General features: G+C 66.1%; 10 protein-coding genes. 3 read left to right on the top strand and 7 right to left on the bottom strand.

Annotation, left to right across the window (positions count from 1 at the left end; genetic code table 11):
* Positions 1–217: 217 nt before the first annotated feature.
* Positions 218–1,048, bottom strand: coding sequence for a Sir2 family NAD-dependent protein deacetylase (locus tag LQV39_RS05445; protein ID WP_230020993.1), 831 nt, complete (start codon positions 1,046–1,048; stop codon positions 218–220).
* Positions 1,041–1,676, bottom strand: coding sequence for a phosphohydrolase (locus tag LQV39_RS05440; protein ID WP_230020992.1), 636 nt, complete (start codon positions 1,674–1,676; stop codon positions 1,041–1,043). Before LQV39_RS05440 ends, LQV39_RS05445 begins: the two co-directional genes overlap by 8 nt.
* 83 nt (positions 1,677–1,759) lie before the next feature.
* On the opposite strand from LQV39_RS05440, the gene glpD reads away from it, so the two are divergent.
* Positions 1,760–3,364 (top strand): glycerol-3-phosphate dehydrogenase, encoded by a 1,605-nt coding sequence (gene glpD, locus LQV39_RS05435; RefSeq protein WP_230020991.1) that lies wholly within the window; start codon positions 1,760–1,762, stop codon positions 3,362–3,364.
* Here the strand turns inward: glpD and LQV39_RS05430 are convergent, their stop codons facing one another.
* Positions 3,365–6,022 (bottom strand): M1 family metallopeptidase, encoded by a 2,658-nt coding sequence (locus LQV39_RS05430; RefSeq protein WP_230020990.1) that lies wholly within the window; start codon positions 6,020–6,022, stop codon positions 3,365–3,367.
* Positions 6,023–6,113: 91 nt separating this feature from the next.
* Between LQV39_RS05430 and LQV39_RS05425 the strand changes: the two genes are divergently transcribed.
* Positions 6,114–6,737 carry a glutathione S-transferase family protein gene (locus LQV39_RS05425; protein WP_230020988.1) on the top strand — a complete coding sequence of 208 codons (624 nt, stop codon included), beginning with the start codon at positions 6,114–6,116 and terminating at the stop codon, positions 6,735–6,737.
* Positions 6,738–6,857: 120 nt separating this feature from the next.
* Here LQV39_RS05425 and LQV39_RS05420 read toward each other — a convergent pair whose 3' ends face one another.
* Together LQV39_RS05420 and LQV39_RS05415 are read right to left on the bottom strand one after the other, a co-directional pair.
* Positions 6,858–7,712, bottom strand: a complete 855-nt coding sequence (locus LQV39_RS05420; protein ID WP_230020987.1) for a CheR family methyltransferase — start codon at positions 7,710–7,712, stop codon at positions 6,858–6,860.
* Positions 7,713–7,722: 10 nt separating this feature from the next.
* On the bottom strand, positions 7,723–12,651 hold the full coding sequence (locus tag LQV39_RS05415) for a response regulator (protein WP_230020984.1): 4,929 nt from the start codon (positions 12,649–12,651) through the stop codon (positions 7,723–7,725).
* Between the two features lie 378 nt (positions 12,652–13,029).
* Here LQV39_RS05415 and LQV39_RS05410 point away from each other — a divergent pair, with 378 nt between their 5' ends.
* A complete protein-coding gene (locus LQV39_RS05410) occupies positions 13,030–13,743 on the top strand; it encodes a LuxR family transcriptional regulator (protein WP_230020982.1) in 714 nt (237 codons plus the stop codon).
* Here the strand turns inward: LQV39_RS05410 and LQV39_RS05405 are convergent.
* Together LQV39_RS05405 and LQV39_RS05400 are read right to left on the bottom strand one after the other, a co-directional pair.
* Positions 13,718–14,041 carry a helix-turn-helix transcriptional regulator gene (locus LQV39_RS05405; RefSeq protein ID WP_290368551.1) on the bottom strand — a complete coding sequence of 108 codons (324 nt, stop codon included), beginning with the start codon at positions 14,039–14,041 and terminating at the stop codon, positions 13,718–13,720. The genes LQV39_RS05410 and LQV39_RS05405 overlap by 26 nt on opposite strands.
* A gap of 100 nt (positions 14,042–14,141) precedes the next feature.
* Positions 14,142–16,184, bottom strand: a complete 2,043-nt coding sequence (locus tag LQV39_RS05400; RefSeq protein WP_230020981.1) for a prolyl oligopeptidase family protein — start codon at positions 16,182–16,184, stop codon at positions 14,142–14,144.
* Between the last annotated feature and the right edge of the window lie 28 nt (positions 16,185–16,212).

Raw genomic sequence — 16,212 nt, 5'->3', positions numbered from 1 at the left:
TACTGCGCTCCCGGCTTGTCAAGAGGCGCTTGTCCACACAGTTATCCACATTTCCTGTGGATATGAAAATAAAGGCTGAGGAATCAAGGATTTAGGCGCTGATCTTGAGAAAGGTCTTAGCATTTTCGTAAGGCCAATTGTTCTGGATGGCCATGGACTCCGCGTTATTTCTGCGTGAAAGAAAATTTCAGCTTGCGGGTCAAGGTGAAAAATTCTTTCATTGAGGCAAGTGATCGCGCAGGCGGCGCAGCGTGTCCAGTGCGCCGGCAGGGAAGCCGATATCGCGCGCCGATGGCACTTCCGGCTCGCGTGGATTGATCCTGATCAGCGGTGCGCCCAGGCTTTCGCACATCCTCCGCACCGAAGGCACGTTGGTGCCGGCGCCGAGTTCGATCACCACCAGCTTCTCCACTTGCCTGAGCCAGGTATCGAAACAGCCGTACTGGGCCTCGGTGCGCGCCTCCAGCCAACTGCCGTCGTTGAACATCAGCACGTTCGGCCGCGCCAGGGCGCCGCAGCGAGGGCAGGCAGGCAGGGGCGGGCGCATCAGGCAGCCGGCGGGGTCGATCCGCGGCTGGACAGCGTCGGCGGGCCAGATGGCATCGCCGCAGGGCCGGCTGCATTGCAGGTGGTGAATCGAGCCGTGGCATTCGACCAGCTGTGCATCGCTGAAACCTGCGCGCTGGAACTGGCCGTCGACATTGCTGGTGAAGACGAAGGCGCCATGAAGCCGGCGCGCGCCCAGCTCGCGCAGGATCGTAAAACCTTCGTGCGGCACGGTATCCCGGTACAAGGCCAGCCGGTGACCATAAAAACCCCAGGCCAGTTCCGGATGCCGCGCAAAGCTGTGCGGATTCGCGATCTCGACGAAGCGGATGCCGAGCTTCGCCAGCGGCGGGTAGGCGCGCCAGAAACCGTGGTCGCCGCGGAAGTCGGGCAGGCCGGAATCGACGCCGATGCCGGCGCCGGCGCCGATCAGGAGCGCGTCGGCATCCCTGAGCAGGCGGGCGGCGCGCCCGATCGCAGCGTCCAGGCCAATGTCAGCCATGACCCTCTCCCGCCTCGATGCGCTGCTTCAAATGATCGAGCTCGATCAGGAAGCGCTCGGCCGCGATCACCGGCGGCCAGGGCTCCCAGGGCCGGCAGCGGTAGCGCTCGGCCAGCGGATCCTCTTCCAGCACGGCGGCGCGGATACGCAGGGTATTGCGCACTTCCTCCACCTTCCAGCCGACCACGTGCACGGCTTCGCTGGCGGCCGCCAGGCGGTCGGCCTGCTTGTGCTTTGCGTGTTCGGTGGGACTCCAGGCCGGAAGGCCGTAGCGCAGGAAGACCATCTGTTCCAGGCGCTGGGTCAATTCCTTGAACCCTTCCCCCAGGAAGGGCTTCAAAGGAGAGACGGCGTCGAAGCCGAGCAAGCCTTCCTCGGCGTCGTGCAGCAGTTCGCGCAATTCGACCACGGGCGCCAGCGGCGTTGGGGAAGCGGCGCGGCGCAGCAGCATCACGCAGATCGAATGCTGGGCCACGGACAGCGGCAGCGGCCAGGCCGAGTGCCCGCCCCAGCGGTAGGTGCGGGCCAGGCCCAGGGCCAGGTCGGCGTCGTCCCAGTCGAAAGGGGTAGGATTGAGCAGGTCAAGGCGCTTGCCGGAAGGCATGCGAACCCAGGCGCGTATCGTCATGCGGGAATTTTACATTGATATGGACGAACACCTGCCGCCCGGCAGACACTACACTTGAACGCTGCGCGGACATGGGAGGCGGGATGAGCGAGCATGCAAGAGGTAGGGCTGGCCGGCGCATCGATTGCGACGTACTGGTGGTGGGCGGCGGCATCAACGGCGCCGGCATCGCGCGCGACGCCAGCGGTCGCGGGCTGCGCGTGGTGCTCTGCGAAAAGGACGACCTGGCCCAGCACACCTCCTCGGCGTCGAGCAAGCTGATACACGGCGGCCTGCGCTACCTCGAGCAATATCACTTCGGCCTGGTGCGCAAGGCCCTGGCCGAGCGCGAAGTGCTGCTGAAGAGCGGCCCGCATATCATTCGCCCGCTGCGCTTCGTGATGCCGATTGCTCCCGGCGCCGGCATGCGGCCGGCCTGGATGATCCGCGCCGGCCTCTTCCTCTACGATCACCTGGCGCGCCGCGATTTCCTGCCCGGCTCCGAGGCGCTGTCGCTGCAGGAGCACCCGGCCGGCGCGCCGCTGCAGCCGCAGTTCAGGCGCGCCTTCGCTTATTCCGACGCATGGGTCGACGATGCCCGGCTGGTGGTGTTGGCCGCCATCGACGCCCGCGAGCGCGGCGCCACCATCCTGACGCGCACGCGCTGCACGCAACTGGAGCGCGAGGCCCAGCGCTGGACCGCCACCCTGCAGGGCGCCGGCGAGGAACTGCGGGTGCAGGCGCGCTGCGTGGTGAACGCGGCCGGTCCCTGGGCCGCCAGCTTCCTCGGCCTGGCGGCGGGCAGGACGGGGGCTCGCGCGCTGCGCCTGGTGAAGGGCAGCCACATCGTGGTGCCGCGCCTGTTCACCCACGACAGCGCCTATATCCTGCAGCAGCCGGACGGCCGCATCGTGTTCGCGATTCCCTACGAGGGGCAGTTCACCCTGGTCGGCACCACCGACGTCGACTACCAGGGCGACCTCGACCGGGTCGCGATCGGCGATGCGGAAGTCGATTACCTGTGCGATGCCGTCAACCGCGCCTTCACCCGGCGCATCGGGCCCGAGGACCTGGTGTGGAGCTATGCCGGCGTGCGTCCGCTGATCGGCGAGGAGGGTGGCAGCGCATCGAGCACTAGCCGCGACTACCGCCTGGAGACCGACCGCAACGGCGCGCCGCTATTGTCGGTCTTCGGCGGCAAGGTGACGACCTTCCGCAAGCTGGCCGAGCAGGCCGTGGACTGGATCGCGCCCGCGCTGGGACGGCGCGTGCCCGGCTGGACCGACCAGGCCTGCCTGCCCGGCGGCGACCTGTTCGGACGCCAGCCCAGCGCCCGCGCGGTGCGCGATTTCGAGGCCTGGACCCGCACCCGCCAGCAGCAGTACGCCGCGCTGCCGCCCGCGCTGGTGGCCCGCTACGCACGCGCCTACGGCAGCCGGCTGGGCGCGATGCTGGGCCATTACCGCAGCCGCGCGGACCTGGGCGAAGAGATCGTGCCGGGCCTGTTCGAGATCGAGGCCGACTGGCTGGCCAGGCACGAGTGGGCGCACACGGCGGAGGACATCCTGTGGCGCCGCACCAAGCTGGGACTCTTCGTATCGCCGGCGCGGCGGCCGGATGCCGCGCGCCGGCTGGAGGCGTGGCTGGCGGCGTGGGCGGCACGGCGCGGGACTTCCGCACCGGCCGCCTTCATGCGAGCGATTGATTGATCAGCCGCCGTTCTGCTTCAGCCACGCATCGATCTCAGGCAGCCGCGCCGCATTGGTCTTGATGCGGTCCTGGATCGCCGCGATCGCCGCATCGACGTCGCCGCGCGAGGTCGGCGCCAGGTTGGCCTGGCCGTAGCCTTGCAACTTGGCGATCGTCGCCGGATTCGAAGAACCCATGGCCAGGCGCGCGAAGTAGCGGCTGCGCGAGCTGGCGTCGACGCGCTGGTTGATCTTCTCCACATGCGCCAGCGCGAAGTCGAGCGCCATGTCCGGGTAGCGCTGGGCCACCGCCGAGATCATCGCGGCGCTGTTGGTCAGGCCCGGTTCGTCGGTCAGCGCCATGTCGAGGGCGCGCTGGGCCAGCGCCTTGTCTTCGGCGATGGCGAGCAGGGTGTACAGGCGGTCGCGCAGCAGCGGATTCGTCTCTGCGCGGGCGCGGGCGTGCAGGCCGTCCCAGGTGGCGGCGTCGGCGTGCTGGGCGACCACCGCCAGCACCGTCTTGCGCAGCGGGCCCGGCACCGCGGACGCATCCTTGTCCATCGCGGCGTAGCGGCGGCGCGCCTCGGCGATCACGGTCGGGTCACCGAGTTCGCTCAGGGTGTCGATCAGCTGTTCGCGCAGGTTGGCGATGGCCGGGGCCTCGCCGCTGCGGGCTTCCCAGCCGGTCTGCGCCATCACCGGCGCCAGGCGCCCGATCGCAAAGGCGTCCAGGCGCTGGCGGCGCGCCTTGTCGTCCCCATAGCGCCAGTGCAGGCCCTCGAACACGTGGCCGATGCGGCTCCAGACCTGCGGGTCGGCGCCCACCGGCGTGGCCTTGACCAGTTCCAGCGCGCTCGATGCCGGCTGCAGGCCGGCCAGGCCCAGCGCCGAGCTGTCCGACAGCAGGCCAAGCTGGTCGATCGGCGCCAGCGTCGCGAAAGCCTGCGCCAGCTGGGCGAATTCCTTCGGTGCGTAGAGGGTGCGGTAATAGCCGCTCTGGCCGGCGTTGACGATCACGGCGCCGCAGCCCGGCAGCACGATGCTGCCCTTGCCGCCGGCGACCAGGGTCGAGGCCTGCTTGCCGTTACCGGCGACTTGCGCGATCACCGGCACGCGCCAGGCCAGCGGCTTCTTCTCGGGCAGGTCGCGCGAGAACTCGCCCTGCACCAGCGGTACGGTGGTCGAACCGTTGCGGCAAACCGGCTCGCCGACGCGGATCAGCGGCACGCCAGGCTGCAGCGTGAAGTCGTGGGCGATCGCGGTCACCGGCTTGCGCGCCGCCTTCTCGATCTGCTTCCACAGGTCGTCGGACACGGTATTGCCGTAGGCGTGGGCCTTCATGTAGCTGCGCACGCCGCTGCGCCAGGCGTTCTCGCCCACATAGGCTTCGAGCATGTGGATGACGGCTTCGCCCTTCTGGTAGGTGATCTCGTCGAAGGCCTGGTTGGCCTGCTCGACGGTCTCGATGTGCTGCACCACCGGGTGGGTGGTGGCGACCGAGTCGCGCTGCATGGCGCCGTCGCGGCTGCCGACGGTGCCCAGGCGGGTATTCCATTCCGGGTGCAGGCGCTCGGTCATGCGGCTTTCCATCCACGAGGCGAAGCCTTCGTTCAGCCACAGGTCGTCCCACCAGCGCATCGTGACCAGGTCGCCGAACCACTGGTGCGCCATCTCGTGGGCCGCGGTGGAGAAGATCCCCTGGCGGTCGTGCTGGGTCGAGCTGGCCGGGTCGAACAGCAGCGCGTACTCGAAGGTGAAGATGGCGCCCCAGTTTTCCATCGCACCGAAGAACTGGCTGCGGCCTGGACCGGCGATGTTGTCCAGCTTGGGCAGCGGGTAGCGCACGCCGAAGTAGTCGTTGTACTCGCGCAGGATGTCCTTCGACGAGTCGAGCGCGAACTTCGCCTGGTCGATGGCGCCGCGGCGCGTCACTACGCCCAGCTCGGTGCCTTGCTCCTTCGCGGTGGCGCGCTCGAAGTCGCCTACACCGAGGAAGAGCAGGTAGGTCGACATCTTCGGCGACTTCGCGAAGCTCACCTTCTGACGGCCGTCCGGCAGCGTGGCCGTGTGCGCGGCCGGCATGTTACTGACCGCCATCTGGCCGGCAGGGACCGTGACGTCCAGCGTGAAGGTCGCCTTGTAGGCCGGCTCGTCCCAGGACGGGATCATGCGGCGCGCGTCTGAATTTTCAAATTGGGTGTACAGGGCGCGCTGCTGCTTGCCGTCCGCGCCGGGATAATCCAGCGAGAACAGGCCGACGGCCTGGGTGCCGATCACGCCGCTGTAATCCAGCGTCAGCTTGTACAGGCCGGGTGCGAGCGGCTTGTCGAAGGCGAAGCTGGCGGTCTGGGCGTCGGCGGCGATGCTGGTCTTCGCCGTCTGCGCGGCGCCGCCGGCGGCCGGCGCGATCGTCACTTCCTTGAAGCTCAGGTCGGCCGCGTTGAGCGTGACGCTATCGGTGGCCTTGGTGACGGTGAGCGTAATGACGGCTTTGGCGTCGAAGCGTCCCCTGGCGGCGTCGGGCGTCAGCGCGATGTCGTAATGGCTGGGGATCACGCCGCGCGGCAGCTGGGTGGTCGCTTCCTGGCTTGCCGCCGGCTTCGGGGCCGCGGTTGCGTATTGAACGGGAAGGGTGGCGAACGCGAGGGCGATGGCGGTGGAGAGCAGGCTGCGGTGCATGGTGTCTCGATAAAAGGGGAAGGTCAAGCTGCGAATCTACGTTCAAGATGCTACCCTGTCAATCTGTACAACCGTTACCTGGAGAAGACGCATGAAGCTGTACACCAGCCACCGCACCCCGAACCCGCGGCGCGTGCTCATGTTCATCGCCGAAAAGGGCATCACCGGCATCGAGCTGGTGCAGGTCGACCTGTTCAAGGGCGAGCACAGGAGCGAGGGCTTCACCGGCATGAACCCGATGGCGCAGATCCCGGTGCTGGAACTGGACGACGGCCGCGAGCTGGCCGAGACCCGCGCCATCTGCACCTATCTCGAGGGCCTCTACCCGCAGCACAACCTGATGGGTGAGGGCTTCGAAGAGCGCGCCTTCATCGAGATGGCGGACCGCCGCGCCGAGCTGCAGCTGTTCCTGAAAGCCGCCAACTGCATCCGCCACACGCATCCGGGCCTGGCGCCGCTGGAGCAGCCGCAGTTCGCCGACTTCGGCGCCTCGCAGGGACAGAAGATGCGCGATACCGCGCGCTGGCTGGACGGGGTGCTGGCGCGCCAGGCCTTCGTGGCGGGGGACCGGTTCACGATTGCCGATATCACGGCGTTCTGCGCGCTGGAGTTTGCGCGCGGGCTGATGAAGTTCAGGGCGGGGGAGGAGGGGTTTGGGAATTTGCAGGCCTGGCGGGATCGGGTGGCCGAGCGGCCGAGTGCGCAAGTGGTTTGATGAGGGAGCGGTAGCACGTCGTTCCCGCGAAGGCGGGAACCCAAGTTGTACGCGCTGACGTAACGCATGCAAACTTGGGTCCCCGCCTGCGCGGGGACGACGGTTTTAAGGCTAACGGTTTTACCCCACCCGCTTGTACCAGGGCCGGTCCCCCTCGATCGCCTGATACGTCCCCGCATACGCATCCGCCACCGACAGCGTGCGGTCCAGGCACAGCACCCCGAAGCGCGCCAGGCTGTCATGGAACAGCCGCAGCACGCGCTGGCGCAGCACCGGGCCGAAGTCGCCCAGCGCGTGGCAGCACAGAATCGCCTGGAACTCGTTGAAGGAGGCGTCCGTCACCAGGCTGTATTGCGACCAGGTGATGCGGCGGCGCAGGTCGGCGCGCAGGCGGGCGCATTTGCCGTCCGGGCCGTCCCCGATCTCGAAGAAGGACAGCAGGTCGCCGCGGCCGCCGCTGTCCAAGTGGCGCTGGCGCGCTTCTTCGAGCTCGGCCAGCGGCAGGCAGGCGTCGTGCATCTGTGCCACCAGTTCCTCGTTGGCGAGGGTGGCGTGGATGTCGAGCTTGCCCATCACGCCTTCCTCGGCCAGCACGATGGCCAGGGTCCACGCTTCGCCCACGCCGGCGCAGTCGGCCAGCCAGACCCGCGGCACCGGCCAGCCGCGCAGCGAAGGCGCCAGCACCCCGCGCAGGCGGGACGCGTGGCCGACGCAGTCGAACAGCGGGCTTGGTGCCACCGACAGCGCGCGCAGCAGGCTGGACGCGGCCCTGGGATCGTGCAGCGCCCGTTCCTGCAGGCCGGACAGGGTGGAAGCGCCGCCCTCGCGCATGGCCTGGTTCAGCTTCGCGCGCAGGGCCGCGCGGTCATAGGCGCGGAAGTCGTAGCCGAAGCGCTGGAAGATCGCTTCCAGCAGCAGCTCCGTTTCCAGCTCTTCGATCGCGAGTCCGGCCGCAAGGCCGGTCCACGCATTCATGGCGCGCCCTTCAATGCAACCACACCCGCATCATCGACAGCAGCTGGGCCACATCCACCGGCTTGGTGATGTAGTCCGAGGCGCCGGCGGCGATGCACTTGTCGCGGTCGCCCTTCATCGCTTTCGCGGTCAGGGTGATGATGGGCAGCGACTTGAACTTCGGGATGCGGCGGATGGCCCGCATCGTGTCGTAGCCGTCCATCTCCGGCATCATGATGTCCATCAGGACGATCTCGATGCTCGGGTCCTTCTCCAGCACCTCGATGCCGTCGCGGCCGTTCTCGGCGAAGAGCACCTGCATCTGCTGGCGCTCCAGCAGCGAGGACAGCGCGAAGATGTTGCGCAGGTCGTCGTCGACGATCAGCACCTTGCGGCCGGCCAGGCCGCCGTCGGCCGCGTGGATCTCTTCCAGGATCCGGCGCTGCAGGTCGGGCAGGCTGGCGTGCGAGCGGTGCAGGAACAGCGCGGTCTCGTCCAGCAGGCGCTCCGGCGAGCGGGCATCCTTGACCACGATGGTCTTGGCGTAGCGCTTGAGCTTCGTGACTTCCTTGCGGCCCAGTTCCGCGGCCGTGTAGATCACGATCGGCAGGTCGCGCAAGGCCGGCAGCTTGCCGATCTGGTCGAGCAGCTCGAAGCCCGAGATGTCCGGCAGGGTCAGGTCCAGCACCATGCAGTCGAAGTGCTGGCCGGACAGGGCTTCCAGCGCCGCGGCGCCGGTTTCCACCGTGACGATGCGCACGTCGGAATCGCCGATCAGGCCGACGATCGATTCGCGCTGGGCCATGTCGTCCTCGACCACCAGCAGCGAGCGCTTGCCGCCCATCAGGAACTTCTGGATGCGGGTGAATTCCTCATTCAGCATCTCGCGGCTGACCGGCTTGTTGATGTAGCTGATCGCGCCCTGGCGCAGCGCGCGCTCGCGCTCGCGCATCGCCGACAGCACGTGCACCGGGATGTGGCGGGTGCCCGGGTCGCGCTTCAGGCGCTCCAGCACCGTCAGGCCGTCGATGTCGGGCAAGTCGATGTCGAGCAGGATCGCGGCCGGCTGGAAGTCGCGCGCCAGCGACAGCGCGGAATCGCCGCGGTGGGTCACGATGCCCTTGAAGTTCTTCTCGCGGGCGAAGTCGAGCAGGGTCTTGGCGAAGCGCTCGTCATCCTCGACGATCAGCACCGAGGGGTCGCCCGGCACGATCAGGCCGCGGTCGTCCAGCATGCTGGCGTATTCGACCAGGCCGCTCGAGGGATCGGACACGGCGAGGGCCGTGCCGACCGCGGTCGCGGTGTCGGTTTCCACTTCCAGCAGCAGCGCCGGGGCCGGGGCGGCCAGCGTGACCGGCTGCTGCGGCGGGGCCAGGCGCGCCGGCTGCGGCTGGCGGGTCTGCTCGTAGTTGATGAAGCCGGCGCGGTTGTACGGCAGGTAAAGCGTGAAGGTCGAGCCGATGTTGACCGTCGATTCGACGCGGATCTCGCCGCCCAGCAGGCGCGCCAGTTCGCGCGAAATCGACAGGCCCAGGCCGGTGCCGCCGTATTTGCGCGCGGTCGAGCCGTCGGCCTGCTGGAAGGCTTCGAAGATCAGTTGCAGCTTGTCGGACGGGATGCCGACGCCGGTGTCGCTGACCGAGAAGGCCAGCACCGCATCGGCATGCAGCAGGTGCGGGTGGTCGGCGGTCCAGCCGCTGGTGACCAGGCTGATGTTCAGCGACACCTGGCCGTGGCTGGTGAACTTGAACGCGTTCGACAGCAGGTTTTTCAGGACCTGCTGCAGGCGCGTCGTATCCGTCATCAGCGCGGTCGGCAGGTTGTCCGCCAGCTCGACCCCGAAGCCGAGGTGCTTGGCTTCGGCCATGTGGCGGAAGGTGCGGTCCACGTAGTTGCGCAGGGCCGAGAAGCGGTACTCGGACACGTCCAGCGTGACGGTGCCGGACTCGATCTTCGACAGGTCGAGAATGTCGTTAATCAGGGTCAGCAGGTCGGAGCCGGAGCCGTGGATGGTCTTCGCGAATTCCACCTGCTTCATCGACAGGTTGCCCTCGGGGTTATCCGACAGCTGCTGCGCCAGGATCAGCAGCGAATTCAGGGGCGTACGCAGTTCGTGCGACATATTCGCCAGGAACTCGGACTTGTACTTCGAGGACAGGGCCAGCTGGGTCGCTTTTTCTTCCAGCGCCAGTTTCGCCTGTTCCACCTCGCGGTTCTTGCGTTCCACCTCGATGTTCTGCTCGGACAGCAGGCGCGCTTTCTCCGCCAGCTCCTGGTTGGTCTGCTGCAGTTCCTGCGCCAGCGACTGCGACTGGGTCAGCAGCGATTCGGTACGGCTGTTCGCCTCGATGGTGTTCAGCACCACGCCGATCGATTCCATCAGCTGGTCGAGGAAGGACAGGTGGGTCTCGGTAAATCGGTCCAGCGAGGCGATCTCGATGACCGCCTTGACCTGCTGTTCGAACAGGATAGGCAGCACCACGATGTTGGTCGGCGGCGCCGCGCCCAGGCCCGAGGAGACCTGGATGTAGTCGCGCGGGACGTCGGTCAGCCAGATGCGGGTCTTCTCCAGCGCGCACTGGCCCACCAGGCCTTCGCCCGGCAGGAAGGAGGTCGGCAGCTTGCGGCTGGAACGGTAGCCGTAGGAGGCGATCAGGCGCAGGCGCGCATCGTTGCCCTCCGAGTCCATCATGTAGAACACGCCGTGGTGGGCGGTAATCAAGGGCGCCAGTTCCGACAGGATCAGCTTGGTCACCGCGCCGAGGTCGCGCTGGCCCTGCAGCAGGCGGGTGAAGCGCGCCAGGTTGGTCTTCAGCCAGTCCTGCTGCGCGTTCTTCTGCGTGGTCTCCTTCAGGTTACGGATCATCTCGTTGATGTTGTCCTTCAGGTAGGACATCTCGCCGCGCGCTTCCACCTGAATCGAACGCGAAAGGTCGCCGCGGGTCACCGCCGTCGCGACTTCACCGATCGCACGCATCTGGTTGGTCAGGTTCGCCGCCAGCTGGTTCACGTTCTCGGTCAAGTCCTTCCAGGTACCCGCAACGCCGGACACGTTTGCCTGGCCGCCCAGCTTGCCCTCGGTACCCACCTCCCGCGCCACCCGGGTCACCTCGGAAGCGAAGGAGGACAGCTGGTCCACCATCACGTTGATGGTGTCCTTCAGTTCGAGAATCTCGCCCTTCACGTCCACGGTAATCTTCTTGGACAGGTCACCGCGCGCCACCGCGGTCGTCACCGCCGCGATGTTACGCACCTGGCCCGTCAGGTTGGAGGCCATGAAGTTCACGTTATCGGTCAAGTCCTTCCAGGTGCCGCCGACGCCCGGCACGTAGGCCTGGCCGCCCAGCTTGCCCTCGGTACCCACCTCACGCGCCACACGCGTCACCTCGGATGCGAAGGAGGACAACTGGTCCACCATCACGTTAATCGTGTTCTTCAGTTCGAGAATCTCGCCCTTCACGTCCACGGTAATCTTCTTGGACAGGTCGCCGTTCGCCACCGCGGTCGTCACGTCCGCGATGTTACGCACCTGGCCGGTCAGGTTACCCGCCATCGAGTTCACGCCGTCGGTCAAGTCCTTCCAGGTGCCGGCGACGCCAGGCACGTTCGCCTGGCCGCCCAGGCGGCCCTCGGTACCCACCTCTCGGGCGACTCGGGTCACCTCGGATGCGAAGGAGTTCAGCTGGTCCACCATCACGTTGATGGTGTTCTTCAGCTCCAGAATCTCGCCCTTCACGTCCACCGTAATCTTCTTGGACAAGTCGCCGTTCGCCACCGCGGTCGTCACGTCCGCGATGTTACGCACCTGGCCGGTCAGGTTACCCGCCATCGAGTTCACCGAGTCGGTCAAGTCCTTCCAGGTACCGGCGACGCCCTTCACCTGCGCCTGGCCGCCCAGCTTGCCCTCGGTACCCACCTCACGCGCCACACGCGTCACCTCGGATGCGAAGGAGGACAACTGGTCCACCATGACGTTAATCGTGTTCTTCAGTTCGAGAATCTCGCCCTTTACGTCCACGGTAATCTTCTTGGACAGGTCGCCGTTCGCCACCGCGGTCGTCACCGCCGCGATGTTACGGACCTGGCCCGTCAGGTTGGACGCCATGAAGTTCACGTTGTCCGTCAAGTCCTTCCAGGTGCCGCCGACGCCCGGCACGTAGGCCTGGCCGCCCAGCTTGCCTTCCGTACCCACCTCACGCGCCACGCGCGTCACCTCGGATGCGAAGGAACGCAGCTGGTCCACCATCACGTTGATGGTGTCCTTCAGCTGCAGGATCTCGCCGCGCACGTCCACGGTAATCTTCTTCGACAAGTCGCCGTTCGCCACCGCGGTGGTCACCTCCGCGATGTTACGCACCTGCGAGGTCAGGTTACCCGCCATCGAGTTCACCGAGTCGGTCAAGTCCTTCCAGGTACCCGCGACGCCCGGCACGTAGGCCTGGCCGCCCAGCTTGCCCTCGGTACCCACCTCGCGCGCCACGCGCGTCACCTCGGAGGAGAAGGAGGACAGCTGTTCCACCATCGTGTTGGCGGTGGTCGCCGCGCGCAGATACTGGCCCTTCAGCGGGTGCCCATCAACCTCCAGTGCCATCGTCTGCGACAGGTCGCCCTTCGCCACCGCGCCGATGACGCGCGCCATTTCGGTGGTCGGGCGCACCAGGTCGTCGATCAGGGTGTTGACCGAACTGATGATGGTTGACCAGCCGCCTACCACGCCCGGCACGTCCGCGCGCTGGGTCAGGTGGCCTTCGCGGCCCACGACGCGCGACACTTCCGTCACCGTCTCGACCATTTTCTGCTTGGTTTCGATGATGTCGTTCAGGGTGTCGGCAATCTTGCCGGACACGCCGGTCCAGTCGGAAGGCATGCGCACGGAGAAGTCGCCCTTTTTCAGCGCCATCAGCGTGGAAAGCAGCAGCTTGACATCCAGCTGTTCAGCCATGTCAGTCATGTTATTCATTGACTTGGGTTCCTCGAGGTAGAGAAGGAGTAGAGCGGGGCGGACATGTATTGTTAAATGTCAGAAACTCGTAAAGATACTCTTGTGTCTGATCAAGTCAAGCTAAGGCAAGTAAAAAATGGCAACACTGTTACGCGCCTGCCATAAACTTGCACATTTGCAATTTTCGATAGACAATCCGCGCGAGCTTAGCGAATTCTGAAAACGAGGGGCGCACGATTGACGAGGCCGCAACAGCCGTTGTTGTAGCAATCCGACAACTTCTGCACGGAGATTGCCGGCACGAAGATGATTAAAAGAATAATTTTTCGTGCTTTTCAGTTACAACTCATCTAGCATGGCGGGTATGTAACGAATATTGACAGCGCGGGGTAAGCCATGATGACCGTCGAACTTGACGAGCTGATGCATTGCGACACGGCGTCGAGCTGGGGAGAGGCGCTGTTTTCCCTGGGCCGGCACTACGGTTTCGAGAAAGTCCTGTTCGCGATGTCGGGTTCGCGCCATGCGCGCCTCGAACATGCGTTTTTCCAGACGAATTATCCAAGACCCTGGCGGGACCGCTACGAGGCCGAGCGCCTCGCCTACGTCGACCCGCTGGTCAGCCATTGCCTGGCGAGCACGCTGCCGCTGGTGTGGCAGGGCGACACCTTCCGCAGCCCGGCGCAGCGCGCCATGTATGAAGAGGGCTGCGCCTACGGCATCCGCGCCGGCGTCACCTTTCCCATCCACGGGCCGACCGGCGAGTTCGGCATGCTCAGCTTTGCTTGCGATTCACCACGCGAAGTAGCGAGCCTGCTGCCGGAACTGGCCCTGGTGCGCGACCACGCCTTCGCCTCCGGCGTGCGCTTTTGTCCGCCGGCCACGCACGAAGCCGCGCCAAGGCTTACGCCGCGCGAACTCGAGGTCCTGAACTGGGTAATGGTGGGGAAATCTTCGTGGGAGATTTCAAAGATTACCGGCTGCTCCGAGGCGACGGTGAATTTCCACATGGGCAATATTCGCCAGAAATTCAACGTCAACACCCGGCAGCAGGCGGTAGTGCGCGCGATCTCGCTGGGGCTGATTACCCCAGAAGATCACCATCGTTGAGTTTGCCGTTCACATACAGCTTCAGCAGCAGGGCGACCGGGGCCGGAATGGCCAGGCCCGTCTCGAAGCGGCTGCCGCTCGATTGCGTCACGCCGAAGCGCCCCCAGAATTTCTCCTGACTTTCCCGCTTGCTGATGCGGTACTTCTTCAGTTCGCTGACGGTTGGAGCCAGCGCTGCCTGGAATTTTGCATTGCCTGCTTCGGGCTCCCGCAGGCTTGCTTCGGTAACGAAATCATTAGCCATCGCCGCTCCTCCTTCGTAAAGGTTGTAAAGATGTGTGGAAGACAAGTATTCCATGCATCATTCATCCGGCGACCTAGCAATATTGATAGTTCCTGCAGGAACTCCCCCACAGGGAGGGGGAAGTGTTGTTCCGCTATTTGAGCTACCGCAAACCTTATGCTTTGGGGCTTGATTTTCGCGTCAATTCTTGCCACAGGAAAGTATAGGTCAGCGCCCACATGGTGGCGGTCTGCTCATTGTTCGCCGCGCCGGCATGCCCGCCCTCCGTGTTTTCCCAGTACAGCACATCGTGCGCCTGCTCCTGCATCAGCGCCGCCATCTTGCGCGCGTGGCCGGGATGGACGCGGTCGTCGCGGGTCGAGGTGGTGAACAGCACCCGCGGATAGCGCTTGTGCCGGGACACCTGGTGATAGGGCGAGTACTTGCCGATGTAGGCCCACTGCTCAGGATCGTCCGGGTCGCCGTACTCGCCCATCCAGGATGCGCCGGCCAGCAGCTGGTGATAGCGCCGCATGTCGAGCAGCGGCACCTGGCAGACCACGGCGCCGAACAGTTCCGGACGCTGGGTCAGCGCGGCGCCGACCAGCAGGCCGCCATTGCTGCCGCCCATGATGCCCAGGTGTTCCGGGCTGGTGAGCTTGCGCGCGGCGAGGTCTTCGGCCACCGCGAGGAAATCGTCGAAGGCCTGCTGGCGTCGATGTTGCAATGCGGCCTGGTGCCAGCGCGGTCCGAACTCGCCGCCGCCGCGGATATTCGCCAGCACATACACGCCGCCGCGCGCCAGCCAGGCCTCGCCGGTGACGCCGCTGTAGAAGGGCGTGAGCGAGACCTCGAAGCCGCCGTAGCCGTACAACAGGGTCGGATTGGCGCCATCCATCGGCGTGTCCTCCCGCATCACCACGAAATAGGGGATGCGCGCGCCGTCCGTGGACACCGCCTCGAACTGGGCGACCGTGCAGGGGCTGGCGTCGAAAAAGGCCGGCATGGCCTTCAGCAGCTCGCGCTCGTCGCTGCCGGCACGCGCCAGGTAGAGCGTGCTCGGGGTCAGGAAGTCGGTCACGGTCAGGAAGTATTCATCGGACGCGATCTCGTCGAGACCCGACACGCCGAGCGCACCCATGCCCGGCGCCGCGACTTCGCGCCGCTGCCAGGCGCCATCGGCATGGCGCAGCTCGACGATGCGGTTCTTGACCTTGTCCAGCACCGTCAGCAGGATGGCGCCGCGGGTCACGCCGATGCCGTCCAGCGAAGTCGTTGCGGTGGGCGTGAACAGCGGCTGGAAATCGCGCGCGCCGTTCAGGAAATCCTGGAAGCCGATCGCCAGCAATGCGCCCTGCGGCCAGGCCGCGCCGCCCACCTCCCAATCCGAGCGCAGCTGGACCAGCAGCTGGTCGCGCACCGTGAAGGCGTCGGCATCCTCGGGCTTGCCGACCTTCGTCAGTACACCGCTGTCGGCGTCGCGCACGAACAGTTCGCTGCTGTAGAAGCCGATCTGGCGCTGCACGAACTGGTGCTCGTGGCCGGGGGTGTAGTCGAACCAGGCGGAGGCGGACAGGTCGTCCTCTTGCGCTTCGTAGACCGGGCGGGCCTCCGCCAGCGGCGTGCCGCGCTTCCACGCCTTGACCACGCGCGGATAGCCCGAACTGGTCAGGGAGCCGGGACCGAAATCGGTGGCCACGAACACGGCGTCGCGATCGATCCAGCTGGCGCCGCCCTTGGCTTCCGGCAGATTGAAGCCGTCGGCGATGAAGGACATGCTTTCGAGGTCGAATTCGCGCAACACATGGGCGTCGCCGACGCCGCGCGACAGCGAGACCAGGCAGCGCCCGCCCTGCGGTTTCAGGAAGGAGGCGCCGGCCCAGACCCAGTTCTCGTTCTCGTCGCGCGCCAGCCGGTCGAGGTCGAGCACCGTCTCCCACTGTGGCGCCGGTTTGCGGTATTCGTCCATCGTGGTGCGGCGCCAGATGCCGCGCTCATGGTCGGCGTCGCGCCAGAAGTTGTAGCAGCGGCCTTCGTACAGGCTCACGTAGGGAATGCGGTCCTTCGAGTCGAGAATGGTTTTCAGGCGCGCGCGCAGGGGCGCATAGCCGGGCGCCGCGGCCAGTTCGGCTTCGGTGTCGGCATTGCGTGCGCCGACCCAGCCGAGCGCGCGTTCGGAGGCGACGTCCTCCAGCCAGAGATAGGGGTCTTGTGTCATTGGATCTGTCCTTATTGCCGGGCTCTCG

The sequence above is a fragment of the Massilia sp. Bi118 genome (assembly GCF_918697865.1).
GTDB lineage: Bacteria > Pseudomonadota > Gammaproteobacteria > Burkholderiales > Burkholderiaceae_D > Telluria.
The sequence above is the reverse complement of the archived record's forward strand: the minus strand, read 5'-3'. Positions and strand labels throughout refer to the sequence as shown.

Coding starts and splice junctions, on each gene's coding strand:
- LQV39_RS05420 (WP_230020987.1), bottom strand. CDS start 7,712: ATGAATGCGTGGACCGGCCTTGCGGCCGGACTCGCGATCGAAGAGCTG.
- LQV39_RS05405 (WP_290368551.1), bottom strand. CDS start 14,041: ATGGAATACTTGTCTTCCACACATCTTTACAACCTTTACGAAGGAGGA.
- glpD (WP_230020991.1), top strand. CDS start 1,760: ATGAGCGAGCATGCAAGAGGTAGGGCTGGCCGGCGCATCGATTGCGAC.
- LQV39_RS05425 (WP_230020988.1), top strand. CDS start 6,114: ATGAAGCTGTACACCAGCCACCGCACCCCGAACCCGCGGCGCGTGCTC.
- LQV39_RS05415 (WP_230020984.1), bottom strand. CDS start 12,651: ATGAATAACATGACTGACATGGCTGAACAGCTGGATGTCAAGCTGCTG.
- LQV39_RS05400 (WP_230020981.1), bottom strand. CDS start 16,184: ATGACACAAGACCCCTATCTCTGGCTGGAGGACGTCGCCTCCGAACGC.
- LQV39_RS05430 (WP_230020990.1), bottom strand. CDS start 6,022: ATGCACCGCAGCCTGCTCTCCACCGCCATCGCCCTCGCGTTCGCCACC.
- LQV39_RS05410 (WP_230020982.1), top strand. CDS start 13,030: ATGATGACCGTCGAACTTGACGAGCTGATGCATTGCGACACGGCGTCG.
- LQV39_RS05440 (WP_230020992.1), bottom strand. CDS start 1,676: ATGACGATACGCGCCTGGGTTCGCATGCCTTCCGGCAAGCGCCTTGAC.
- LQV39_RS05445 (WP_230020993.1), bottom strand. CDS start 1,048: ATGGCTGACATTGGCCTGGACGCTGCGATCGGGCGCGCCGCCCGCCTG.